Below are 12,267 nucleotides of genomic sequence, written 5' to 3' on the forward strand. Positions count from 1 at the left end.
GGTAGTGTCGGCGAGACAATGCTGGACGGGGCGGCTGGGCGCAGCCACTCCGTAGACTGGTTTTTCGAATATGTTTTCCGGCCGGAGGGAGCGATCTCGTTGGGTGTCCTAGCGCGAATTCAGACGCCCGAGGACTTGCGCGACCTCGATAGTGCGGAGCTGGCCGAACTGGCTCGCGAGATCCGCGCCTTCCTGGTCGAGAAGGTATCGGCAACAGGGGGCCACCTCGGTCCCAATCTGGGAGTGGTGGAGCTGACTCTGGCGATCCACCGCACCTTCGACTCACCGCGTGATCCGGTCATCTTCGACACGGGCCACCAGGCCTACGTGCACAAGATGCTCACCGGACGCGCAGGAATGTTCGACACACTCCGCAAGCAGGGCGGGCTGTCCGGCTATCCGTCTCGGGTCGAGAGCGAACACGACTGGGTCGAGTCCTCCCACGCATCGGCATCCTTGTCGTATGCCGACGGGTTGGCCAAAGCGTTCGCCCTCAAGGGAGAGACCGACCGGCATGTCGTGGCTGTTGTCGGTGACGGCGCGCTGACGGGCGGTATGTGCTGGGAGGCGCTGAACAACATCGCCGCCGGCCGAGACCGGTCGCTGGTGATCGTCGTCAACGACAACGGCCGTTCGTACGCCCCGACCATCGGCGGGCTGGCCGATCACCTGGCAGCTCTGCGACTGCAGCCGGGATACGAGAAGATTCTCGACAACGGCCGCCGGATCGTACGACGGATCCCCGTCGTCGGCCGCGCCGCCTACACGATGCTGCACGGCATGAAAGCCGGAGTGAAGGACGCCATCAGCCCGCAGGTCATGTTTACCGATCTCGGCATCAAGTACCTCGGCCCGGTGGACGGTCACGACCAGCACGCCATGGAATCGGCACTGCGCAGAGCCAAGGCGTACGGCGGCCCGGTCATCGTGCACGCGGTGACGCGCAAGGGCATGGGCTACATCCATGCCGAGAACGACGTAGCCGACCAGATGCACGCCACCGGCGTCATCGATCCTGCGACCGGCCTGGCCCGATCCAAATCGGCTCCGGATTGGACGTCGGTGTTCTCGGCGGCGCTCATCGAGCAGGGCGAGCAGAACGAGGACGTCGTGGCCATCACCGCCGCAATGGCCGCGCCCACCGGGCTCGCGGCGTTCGGGGTGCGGTTTCCGGACCGAATGTTCGACGTGGGTATCGCCGAGCAGCATGCGATGACGTCGGCCGCCGGGCTTGCGCTCGGCGGCATGCATCCCGTGGTCGCCATCTACTCCACGTTCCTCAACCGCGCGTTCGATCAACTGCTGATGGACGTCGCCCTGTTGGGTCTTCCCGTCACCATCGTGTTGGATCGCGCGGGAGTCACCGGTGCCGACGGCGCGTCCCACAACGGCATGTGGGACATGTCTCTGCTCGGCATCGTTCCGGGCATGAAGGTGGCAGCGCCACGAGACGCCGCCACTCTTCGAGAGGAGCTGGCCGAGGCGATCGCCACCTCGGACGGCCCTACGGCACTTCGCTTCCCGAAGGGCGCGGTCACCGAAACGGTGCCTGCGGTGCGCAGGTTGGACGGAATACTCGATGTGCTGACCGAGCCGTCCGAGGCCACCGGCGACGTGCTGATCGTTGCCGTCGGGGTGTTCGGGTCGCTCGCCCTCGACGCCGCGAAAAAGCTCGAAGCAGAGGGTATTTCGGTTGCCGTCGTGGATCCACGCTGGGTGCTCCCGGTCCCGCAGTCGCTGCTCAAGATGGCCGAGGATTACCGGTTGGTCGTCACCGTCGAGGACAGCGGCCTGCACGGCGGGATAGGTTCGACGCTCTCGGCCGCGCTGCGCGGTGCCGGTGTCGACGTGCCCTGCCGCGATCTCGGTGTGCCGCAACGATTCCTGGACCACGCATCTCGGGAGCAACTGCACCACGAGTTCGGACTCACCTGCGAAACCGTGGTGCAGCAAGTTTCGCATTGGGTCAAGAGCCTCTGACGGCGTCGGCCGGCTCCGCCTCGCTTCCGACCACGGCGCGGCGGCCGGCCACCGCACCTGCTGCAGCCATGGGAATCGTGACCAACAGAAGAAACACAATCGACGGTTCCCACCGCTGCGTCGCCGAATGAACGGCCCCGCACACCAGCGGACCGGCAGCAGCCAGCACGTATCCGACCGTCTGCGCCATGGAACTGAGCGACGCAGCATCACGGGCGTTCGAGGCCCGCAGATTCATCAACGTCATCGCGAGCGACAACTGCCCGCCCTGGCCCAAACCGAGCAGTACCGCCCACACCAGGGCCCAAGAATCGGCCGACGACACTATCCCGAGCAGGCCCACGCACGTCGGTAGCGTCACGGCGACCGCCAACGCGCTCTGATTCCCCAACCTTGTCGCGAGGCTCGGAACCGTCAATGCAGTCAGCACGCTGCTGACCGACAATGCCGTCAACAGCAGACCGGCATCACGCGCGTCCACCCCGCGATCACGAAAGATTGTAGGTAACCACGCGATCATCGAATACGCCATCAGCGACTGCAAACCCATGAATGCCGTCAACGACCACGCCACGGGCGATGTCAGAACCCCCGTGCGACTCCCAGGAGCGTCGTCGGGGAGTGTCGCCGACCCGGCAACCGACCGCCCGCGCGACAGCGTTCGCCCGAAGATCGCCATACATCCGGCGGCCAACACGACCGGAATCGACCACAGCCCCAGAACAATCCGCCAACCACCGTCGAAGGCCTCGGCCAAGGGAACGGACACTCCCGACGCCACTCCCGCACTGGCACTGATCACAGCGGTCAACACCCCGGTCAACAACCCCAGTCGTCGCCCCGCCGCCGCATCGGGTTCACCTATCGAACTCCACTCTCTGCCCCTGGGTCGTTCCGACAGGCTCCACTCCTGCACCACCAGACGGACGAAAACCGGACCCAGCACATTCGCCACCGCGATACCCGCCGCCGCGACGAGAGTGCCGACCACGAGGATCGGCCACGACGGCACCGCGCGTACAGCTGTGCCGACGGCCACCAGGGACAGGCACACCACAAGAACGTGCGTGACAGGGACCCGGCGCACGAAATAGCGTGCGGTGGCGGCGAATACACCGAGGCAGATCACCGGACCCGTGGTCAGTAACGCCATGGATGTCGAGTTCGCGGAGTAGAACTCGGCGATGTCGGAGGTGAGCGCCGAGGTACTGCCGAACAGCAGGCGCAGGCTCAGTCCGAACACCACGACGGCGCCCACGGCGCATGCGATACGTAGCTTCATCTCCTACTTTCGACGGCAGATCGACCGACAGAGTGCACCCCCACCCTGCCTTATCGGTCGAGAGAACCGCGGACCCGCCGTCGTTCGGACAACCTCGATTCAGACGCCCATCTCTTCGAGTTCCATCCCCTTGGTCTCGGTGATCTTGTATTTGACGAAGAAGAAGGAAAGGAGAGCGAACAGCGCGAAGAACGAGTAGATGAAGCCGAGCCCGATGGTGTCGGACAACGGCGGGAATGCCAATGTGATGGCGAAATTCGCTATCCAGTTCGCGGCGGTACTGATGCCCAACGCCACTGCACGCATTCGATTGGGGAACATCTCTCCGAGCATCACCCACATGATCGGTCCCCATGTTGCTGCGAAGAAGACCACGAACAGATTTGCGCCGACGAGCGCGACCGGGCCCCAAGGCGACGGCAATTCGAGTTGGTCGCCGCTTCCGACGGCTTGCGTGAACGAGACTGCGGCCAGGACCAAACCGACGAACATGCCGATCGAGCCGATCATCAACAGATTTCGGCGACCGAATCGATCGACGAACAAGATTGCGACGAATGTCATCGACACATTGATGACGGACGTGATCACCGACGTGACGAACGATTGATTCTCGCTGAAGCCCACCGACTTCCACAGCGTCGTCGAGTAGTAGAAGATCGCGTTGATCCCGACGAACTGCTGCAGAATCGCCATCGTGATACCGACCCACACGATCGGCTGCAGACCGAATTTGGGTCCTCGGATATCGGCGAACGAGGATTTGGATTCTCGCCGGAGAGTCAGGCGAATTTCCCGGATGCGTTCGTCGGGGTTCACTTCGCCGGTGATGTCGCCCAGAATGCGTGCAGCTTCCTCGTCGAGGTGTTTACCCACCAGGTACCGAGGTGATTCTGGAATGAGTGTCGCGAGAAATCCATAGACCAATGCGGGCGCGACGCCGACCAGGAACATCCACCGCCACGCTTCGAGGCCGAACCACAGATCGTTCGACGGTCCGCCTGCCGCGTTCTGAAGAACCGCATCCGAGAGCAGCGCGGCAAAGATTCCGACGGTGATTGCCAATTGCTGCAGCGATGCCAATCCACCGCGATAGCGAACCGGTGCTATCTCCGAGATGTACGCGGGCGCGATCACCGACGCAATTCCGATACCCAGCCCGCCGAGGACCCTCCACAACATCAGATCGGGGACGCTGAAGGCGAACCCGGACCCCACCGAGGAAATGGTGAACAGCGCAGAGCCCAGCAGCATCACCTTCTTGCGGCCCCAACTGTCGGCCAGGCGACCGGCGAACCAGGCTCCGACCGCACACCCGAGTAGCGCGATTGCGACCGCGAACCCCGTGACGAACGACGACAGAGCGAAATTTTCCTGGATCGAGTCGACTGCACCGTTGACGACGGACGAATCGAATCCGAACAGAAACCCGCCGACAGCGGCGGCGATGGTGACTCCGATGACCTTTGCGGTGTGCCGATCGGTCGATTGCGTCATGGCATGAACCAGCTTTCGGGTGAACAGCGTCCATGGTGGTCATCGCCATCTTCGTCCTCGCACACACGGAATGGGAGCGAAATCGCCTCGATATTCGTGGCGTGCAGCAATCCAATTGCCGAAATAGGTGAATTGTCCGATATCGCGCTGTCGAACTCGAAGTTGCGGACGGAAAACTGCCGTAAGTCGTCCATAGCTTCGAGTTCGGCGGCAGGTGGCTATCGCGCCTGGGTGGCCGACCACTGATCGAAGGTCTGGAAACCGTGATCCGAACCGGTCGTGGTGACCAACGTTCCGTCGCGCATCGCCCGGCCGTACGCCCCCGGGACGGGAACTTCGAGCACCAGACCACGGGCACCGATGGCACGTGCATAGCGCCGCACCATCTCGGCCATCCGTTCTTGTCTCGGCCCGCCGAGGTCGGCAACGCGGCCCGCGGGGGAGTGCTCGGCCAGATCGATCAATCGATCGGCGACCTCGCGGGCAGCGATCGGTTGCGAGACCATCTTCGGGATCACGCTGACCGGACCGAACGACATCTGAGCGCGAATCTGGCCGGCGAATTCGTGGAATTGCGTGGCTCGAAGAATCGTCCACGGCACTGTCCCGGCTCGAATGATGCCTTCCTGCTTCACCTTTCCGGCGTAATATGCATGCGGGGCCTTGTCTATTCCCACAATCGACAGGGCCAGATGATGGCCGATTCCAGCCTCGATCTCGGCCGCCAACAAGTTGTGGGTGACGGCGGAGAAGAACGCTGTCGACTCCTTCGCCGAGACGGTCTGCGTCGACGAGACATCGACGACGGCGTCGACCCCGGCCAGAGCGTCGGACAGGCCGGTCCCGTCGGCGAGGTCGACACCGGCCGACCGCGACAGCACGACGATCTCGTGCCCTCGCTCACGCGCCACGTCGACGACATGCGTTCCGACGGTTCCTGTTCCACCGGCTACGGCGATTTTCATCGTGTGTCCACCTGTCCTGTTCGGAGTCGATCGGCTCGAGAAGTTCGGGCCTCACCTGCACTGACGACGTAGCCCACGAGAATGTATGGCCGTCACGACCAGTGTCGAAGTTTTTCCGGGTTGAGCACGATCCACACGTCGGTGACCACGGCGGAATCGGTGCGGAAACCGATCACACCGGTGACCACACCTTGTCGGCGAAGGACGACTCCGGTCAGGCCGTTGACCGATTCGATCGACCGGTCGAGGTCGGTGGACTTGACGGTGATACCCAGAACGAAGCGGGCGACCCGATCGGCCCCGCGAACCGGGTTGCGGGCCGCCGACACCCGTCCGCCGCCGTCACTGACGAGGGTGATGTCGGGGGCGAGCAGTGCGACGAGCGCATCGAGATCTCCGCCGGCGGCGGCAGCCACGAAAGCGCGGACGACGCGGTCGTGGGTGTTGGGTGCGCTCGGGCCGCGGCGATCGTCGTGCACCCGTCGCCGGGCGGCCGAGGCCAGTTGGCGGCAGGCGGCGGGGGTCCGACCGAGAACGTTCGCGATGTCGTCGAATGGAACCGCGAATGCATCGTGCAGCACGAACGCGACACGTTCTGCCGGGCTCAGTGAGTCCAGAACGACGAGCAACGCCAGGCCGACGGACTCGTGGAGGGCGATGCGGTCGGCCGGGTCCGATGTGCCGTCGTCGCCGGGCGCAAGGGCTCGGACGGGTTCGGGAAGCCATTGCCCCACATAGTGTTCCCGGCGTACGCGGGCGGATCCGAGCAGGTCCAGACAGATGCGGCCGACGACGCGGGTGAGCCACGCACGGGGGACGTCGATTTCGTCACGTTCGGCGTCGGTGAGTCGGTACCAGCGGAGCAGCGCTTCCGATGCTGCGTCCTCGGCGTCGCTGTAGGAACCCAGCATTCGATAGGCGATGCCGATCAACCGACTGCGTTCGCTGTTCATCGGATCAGACCTTATCCCGACACGAAAAAGCCGAGTTCGAGGTTATGGACGAAAATCAGAAGAAATCCGTCTATAACCTCGAACTCGGCAGGTAGAGCTAGACGCTGGCTACACCGGGCGCGAGGAAGCGCTGACCGGTGGCGGCCTCGGACGCGCCGCTGCGATCCAGGTACGGAGTGATACCGCCGTTCCAGAATCCGAAGCCTCCGCCCAGCAGCAGGCAGAGATCGATGTCCTGGGCCGCGGCAACGACCCCTTCGTCGAGCATGATCTTGATCTCGTCCGCGAAGGCGTTACGGGTTCGCTCGAGAACCTGTTCGGCCGTCGACGGTGAGTCACCCTGCGGCCACAGTGCGGCCACCTCAGGGTCGACGACCTGGCCCTCGGGTCCGTAGGTCCACACACCCGGCTTCTTCGCCTCGACGAGTGCACGGAATCCGGCGGAGTCCTTGAATCGCTCCGGGTACGCCTCGGCCAGTGTTTCCGCGGTGTGCAGAGCGACGGCCGGTCCGACGAGTGCCAGCAACGTCAGCGGGCTCATCGGCATGCCGAGTTCGCCCACAGCGCCGTCTGCCACATCGAACGGGGTGCCCTCGTCGATCGCGCTGATGATCTCGTTGGACGCGCGAGTAACGAGACGGTTGAAGACGAATCCGGGGAGATCCGCCGACAACACGGCCGACTTCTTCAGTGTCTTCGCCGTCGCGAATGCTGTTGCGAGAGTGGCATCGTCGGTCTTCTCGCCCTTGACGACCTCGAGCAGCGGAAGTACGGCCACGGGATTGAAGAAGTGGAAGCCCACCACGCGCTCGGGGTGCTTCAGGTCGGCCGCCATCTTCGTGATCGACAACGACGAGGTGTTGGTCGCGAGAATCGTCTCGGCAGAGACGAATTCCTCGACCTCGGCGAACACCTTCTTCTTCACGTCGAGGTTCTCGAAGACTGCCTCGATAACGAAGTCGGTGTTCGCGAATGCGGACTTGTCGATCGATCCGGACACCAACGCCTTCAAGCGATTTGCGGCGTCGGGGGACAGGCGCTTCTTGCCGAGCAGCTTGTCGATCTCGCTGTGAACGTAGCCGACGCCCTTGTCGATGCGCTCCTGATCGATGTCGGTGAGAATCACCGGCACCTTCAGCTGGCGCACGAACAGCAACGCGAGCTGGCTGGCCATCAGACCGGCACCGACGATGCCGACACCGGAGATCTTGCGGGCGAGCGACTTGTCGGGCGCACCGGCGGGACGCTTCGCGCGCTTCTGAACCAAGTCGAAGGCGTACAAACCGGCACGCAACTCGTCCTTGACCAACAGCGTCGACAGCGCGTCGTCCTCGGCCGCGAAGGCCTTGTCGAGAGACGCGGAATCGGTGATGTCGGTGTTCTTGGCCAGCTCGAGCAGGTCGACGGCAGCGACCGGTCCCGGTGCGAAATTGCCGGTCTTGCCGGCCACGATGCCCCGGGCACGGGCGATGGCGTCGTCCCAGGCCTGCCCGCGGTCGATCTCGGGACGAGCAGGGGTGATCTCGCCCTTGATGACCTGAGCGGCCCACGCGAGAGACTGCTCGAGGAAGTCGGCTCCGCCGAAGAGGGCGTCGGCGATGCCGAGGTCGAGTGCCTGCTTCGGCTTGAGGACGCGGTTCTGGTTCAGTGCGTTCTCGATGACGACGGTGACGGCGTTCGAGGCACCGATGATGTTGGGCAGCAACTGAGTTCCGCCCCATCCCGGTACCAGGCCGAGGAAGGCCTCGGGCAGGCCGAGCGCGGCAGCGTTCTCCGCGACGGTGCGGTAGTGCGAGTGCAGTCCCACTTCGAGTCCACCGCCGAGTGCGGCACCGTTGATGAAGGCGAACGTGGGAACCGTCGACTCGCGCAGGCGGCGGAAGACCTTGTGGCCGAGCTGCCCGATCTGCAGCGCCTCGTCCTTGGTCTTGATGTTCGGCACACCGTTGAGGTCGGCACCGACGGCGAAGATGAACGGCTTGCCGGTGACGGCGATGGCCATCGGGTTCGCTGCGAATGCCTCGTCGAGTGCGGCGTCGAACTTGGCGAGTCCGCCGGGACCGAAGGTCGACGGCTTGGTGTGATCGAAGCCGTTGTCGAGGGTCACGAGGGCGATGGAGCCGTCGAGCCCCGGTACGGACACGATCTTGGTGAACGCGTTCGTGACTACCTCGTCCTCGAACGCCGTCGTGATGTCACTCATGCCTTGACTCCTGAGTAATCGGCGTGGTTGGGGTTCTCCCAGATGACGGTGCCGCCCATGCCGAGACCGATGCACATGGTGGTCAGGCCGTAGCGGACGTCGGGTTGCTGGGCGAACTGACGGCTGAGCTGCGTCATCAGGCGAACGCCCGAGGAAGCGAGCGGGTGGCCACACGCGATGGCGCCGCCCCACTGGTTGACGCGGGGGTCGTCGTCGGCGATGCCGTAGTGCTCGAGGAAGGCGAGAACCTGGATGGCGAAGGCCTCGTTGATCTCGAACAGGCCGATGTCGTCGATGCTCAATCCTGTTCGGCCGAGCAGCTTTTCGGTTGCGGGGACCGGGCCGATGCCCATGACGGCGGGATCGACACCGGCGAAGCTGAAGCCGACCATCCGCATACCGATGTTCAGGCCAAGTTCGTGCGCGGTGTCCTCACCGGCGAGGATCGCCGCGGTGGCGCCGTCGTTGAGACCGGCAGCATTGCCTGCGGTGACTCGACCTGCAGGCCGGAACGGCGTCTTGAGCTTGGCGAGATCGTCGACGGTGGTGCCGGGACGAGGTGGCTCGTCTTCGGTGGCCAGACCCCATCCTGCGGCGGATTTCGTGGCGACCGGAACGAGAGTGTCGGCGATGTAGCCGGCCTTCTTGGCGGCGTCGTACTTGTTCTGGCTCGCGACGGCGTAGGCGTCGGTGCGGTCCTTGGTGATGCTCGGGAACCGGTCGTGCAGGTTCTCGGCGGTGTTGCCCATCACCAGTGCACTGGGATCGACGAGCTTGTCGGCGAGGAAGCGCGGGTTGGGGTCGACACCCTCACCCATCGGGTGGCGGCCCATGTGCTCGACTCCGCCTGCGATGACGACGTCGTACTGGCCGAATCCGATTCCCGATCCGGTGGTGGTCACCGAGGTCATCGCACCCGCGCACATGCGGTCGATCGCAAATCCCGGGACGCTGCGGGGGAGCCCGGCCAGGAGAGCGGACGTCCGGCCGATGGTCAGGCCCTGATCGCCGGTCTGTGTGGTCGCAGCGATCGCGACCTCGTCGATGCGCTCGGGAGGAAGATTGGGGTTCTTGCGGAGAAGCTCGCGTATTGCTTTGACGACGAGGTCGTCTGCGCGAGTGTCGGCGTACATGCCCTTGGGGCCTGCTTTGCCGAACGGGGTACGGATGCCGTCGACGAAGACAACATTCCTCTGTGAGCTGGTGGACGGGGGTACAGACACGCTTTTCGATCCTCCCGACAGATGCGGACGACTCGTCCGGGTGCCCGGACGCGCCACCCACTGTAGCGGGTATTACCCGTCGGTAACTTGGGAAGGGTGCAGTGCCTTCGTCAGAACCGGTACCACCAGCGAGCGTTGCCAGGGCCGCGCCCCTCCTTCGGTCAGGCGAGTATCGATGAGAGCTTCTGGATCGAGAGCGTCGTCGTCGGGAGTCCGCCAATCCCATACCAATCGGCGTAGCAGGTCCGGCATCAGGAGGTTCTCGACCGGCACCGATACCGACTCGCTGAGCTCGGTCATCGCCGCTCGCACGTCGGCGAGTCGGGCCGCTGCGTCCGGATCGCGGCGGGCCCATCGGTTGACCGGTGGCGGCCCGTCGAACGACGCCGCCATCGACGGCAATTCCGCGGTGGGCAGCGCCCGTGCTCGGGTCAGGGCCGAGGCCCACAACCGAGAGGACCGACGCTGACGGGGGCCGCCGAAGACGGGTAGCTGTTCGAGTTCGCGTGAGGACTTCGGATCGGCCGTCGCCGCGGCGACGATCGCCGAGTCGGGCAGGACCCGGCTCGGTGCTACGTCACGTTTGGCCGCCAATTCGTCTCGGGTGGTCCACAATTCGCGGACGGCAGCCAACGTTCGTGGTGACTTGATCGCATGGATTCCCGATGTCCGACGCCATCTGTCGGTTTTCGGTTTGGGCGGGCCCAGGGCGAGGATGTGGGCGAACTCCTGTGCTGCCCACTCGGTTTTGCCCTGTGCCTCGAGTTCGGTGGCCATCGCGTCTCGCAGCTCGAGCAGAACTTCGACGTCGAGGGCGGCGTAGTTGAGCCAGGTGTCGGGGAGGGGTCGGGTAGACCAGTCGGCCGCGCCGTGCCCCTTCTGCAGGGCCAGGCCGAGGGTTCGCTCGACTATCGCACCGAGGCCGACGCGGTCGAATCCGGCCAAGCGGCCGGCGAGTTCGGTGTCGTACAGCGTGGCGGGGACGAGCCCCAGTTCGGCGAGACCGGGCAGGTCCTGGTCCGCGGAGTGCAATACCCATTCGAGCGGGTTGATGACCTCGGCCAGGGGTGCGAGGTCGCCGGTGACGGGAATGGGGTCGAGCAACACGGTGCCTGCGCCGCGGCGGCGGAACTGCACGAGGTACGCACGTTGGGAGTAGCGGAAGCCGGACGCGCGCTCGGCGTCGACTGCGAGGGGCCCGTGGCCTGCGGCGAGTGCCTCTGCGGCTGCGCGAACGGCATCGGCGGTGTCGACGACGTCGGGAACCCCGTCAGCGGGGGCCAACAACGGAACGGCGACAGGCTCGTTCGCTTCTACATCCGACGCGGCGTCCGGGGAACTCTCGGCTGACATGAGATGTGACTCTAGGCCCTGGGATCGAACGGACCGGCAACTATGTACGACTGGAACTGCTATGTCCGACTGGAACTGCGCTGCCCGAGGGTGGTGATGCCCGCGGGCGGCAGGCCCGCGGCGTAGGCGAGCACCTCGCAGAACGCCTCGACGTGAGTCGAGAGATCCTCGGACGTCGCCGTCCAGGACGCGCGAAGTTCCAGTTGGTGAGCCTTCGGCGGGCCGGCGATGTCGCCGTACCGAACCGAGCTGGTCGAGGTGACCGTGCCGCCGAGCGCGTTCAACGGTTCCGATCGCGATTCGAGGGCGTCGACCAGCCAACTCCAGCCGACCTCGGGGAGCAGTGGATCGTCGGCGAGGGACTCGTCCACGTCGGCCTGGATGTACGCGACCAGGCGGTGAGTGCCGTTCCAGGCCTCGGCACCGTCGGGGTCGTACAACAGGATCAGACGGCCGAACGCGTCGCCGTCGCTCTGTTCGTCGATCTGCTCGGAGTCGGCGTGCTTGACCTCGGCACCGATCGCATAGCTGTAGGGAGCGAGTCTCTGCGGCGGCCGAATCGGACCGATTTCGATCGCCGGGTGTACCTGCGCCCGATGCATCGCGTCGATGGCGGCGCGGAAAGGCGCAGGTTCGGCGTCAGATCGGTGCTCGGTCACGTCACCGGACGTTAGACGCGTCACGTTGTCCTGCGATGGAGGCGCGCCGAGCCGTGATCGAACTGCGCCGAGCGTCCGTCGAACGATCCGAGTGTCCTGAACTGCGATGAGTGTCTCGCCCTCGAGGGTAGCGGCGGTTCTCGCACGTGGCA

The 12,267-nt window shown here is 64.8% G+C and carries 9 protein-coding genes; 1 reads left to right on the forward strand and 8 read right to left on the reverse strand.

The window, feature by feature from the left end:
* Positions 1-99 precede the first annotated feature (99 nt).
* Positions 100-1,980 carry a 1-deoxy-D-xylulose-5-phosphate synthase gene (gene dxs, locus K414_RS0116290; RefSeq protein ID WP_027496908.1) on the forward strand — a complete coding sequence of 627 codons (1,881 nt, stop codon included), beginning with the start codon at positions 100-102 and terminating at the stop codon, positions 1,978-1,980.
* On the opposite strand, the gene K414_RS28615 is transcribed toward dxs, so the two are convergent.
* The 8 genes from K414_RS28615 to K414_RS0116335 form a co-directional block, all read right to left on the reverse strand.
* On the reverse strand, positions 1,967-3,262 hold the full coding sequence (locus K414_RS28615) for an MFS transporter (RefSeq protein ID WP_027496909.1): 1,296 nt from the start codon (positions 3,260-3,262) through the stop codon (positions 1,967-1,969). The two genes, dxs and K414_RS28615, sit on opposite strands and share 14 nt — an antisense overlap.
* 99 nt (positions 3,263-3,361) lie before the next feature.
* Positions 3,362-4,759 carry a sugar porter family MFS transporter gene (locus K414_RS0116300; RefSeq protein WP_027496910.1) on the reverse strand — a complete coding sequence of 466 codons (1,398 nt, stop codon included), beginning with the start codon at positions 4,757-4,759 and terminating at the stop codon, positions 3,362-3,364.
* A gap of 218 nt (positions 4,760-4,977) precedes the next feature.
* Complete coding sequence (locus tag K414_RS0116310) at positions 4,978-5,724, reverse strand: SDR family oxidoreductase (protein ID WP_027496912.1); 747 nt, start codon at positions 5,722-5,724, stop codon at positions 4,978-4,980.
* Positions 5,725-5,816: 92 nt separating this feature from the next.
* A complete protein-coding gene (gene sigJ, locus K414_RS0116315) occupies positions 5,817-6,677 on the reverse strand; it encodes an RNA polymerase sigma factor SigJ (protein WP_027496913.1) in 861 nt (286 codons plus the stop codon).
* 97 nt (positions 6,678-6,774) lie between these two features.
* A complete protein-coding gene (locus tag K414_RS0116320; RefSeq protein WP_027496914.1) occupies positions 6,775-8,880 on the reverse strand; it encodes a 3-hydroxyacyl-CoA dehydrogenase NAD-binding domain-containing protein in 2,106 nt (701 codons plus the stop codon).
* On the reverse strand, positions 8,877-10,103 hold the full coding sequence (locus tag K414_RS0116325; RefSeq protein WP_027496915.1) for a thiolase family protein: 1,227 nt from the start codon (positions 10,101-10,103) through the stop codon (positions 8,877-8,879). Before K414_RS0116325 ends, K414_RS0116320 begins: the two co-directional genes overlap by 4 nt.
* Before the next feature lie 72 nt (positions 10,104-10,175).
* Positions 10,176-11,456 (reverse strand): ribonuclease D, encoded by a 1,281-nt coding sequence (locus tag K414_RS0116330; RefSeq protein ID WP_027496916.1) that lies wholly within the window; start codon positions 11,454-11,456, stop codon positions 10,176-10,178.
* A 59-nt stretch (positions 11,457-11,515) separates the two neighbouring features.
* Positions 11,516-12,115: a DUF3000 domain-containing protein gene (locus K414_RS0116335; RefSeq protein WP_027496917.1), complete on the reverse strand. Its 600-nt coding sequence runs from the start codon at positions 12,113-12,115 to the stop codon at positions 11,516-11,518.
* Between the last annotated feature and the right edge of the window lie 152 nt (positions 12,116-12,267).

The organism is Rhodococcus sp. JG-3 (assembly GCF_000482405.1).
Classification (GTDB): Bacteria; Actinomycetota; Actinomycetes; order Mycobacteriales; family Mycobacteriaceae; genus Rhodococcoides; species Rhodococcoides fascians.

What these genes read in the sequence shown, in the direction of transcription:
- K414_RS0116320 (WP_027496914.1), bottom strand. Translation starts at nt 8,880, where the DNA reads ATGAGTGACATCACGACGGCGTTCGAGGACGAGGTAGTCACGAACGCG.
- K414_RS0116300 (WP_027496910.1), bottom strand. Translation starts at nt 4,759, where the DNA reads ATGACGCAATCGACCGATCGGCACACCGCAAAGGTCATCGGAGTCACC.
- sigJ (WP_027496913.1), bottom strand. Translation starts at nt 6,677, where the DNA reads ATGAACAGCGAACGCAGTCGGTTGATCGGCATCGCCTATCGAATGCTG.
- K414_RS0116330 (WP_027496916.1), bottom strand. Translation starts at nt 11,456, where the DNA reads ATGTCAGCCGAGAGTTCCCCGGACGCCGCGTCGGATGTAGAAGCGAAC.
- K414_RS28615 (WP_027496909.1), bottom strand. Translation starts at nt 3,262, where the DNA reads ATGAAGCTACGTATCGCATGCGCCGTGGGCGCCGTCGTGGTGTTCGGA.
- K414_RS0116310 (WP_027496912.1), bottom strand. Translation starts at nt 5,724, where the DNA reads ATGAAAATCGCCGTAGCCGGTGGAACAGGAACCGTCGGAACGCATGTC.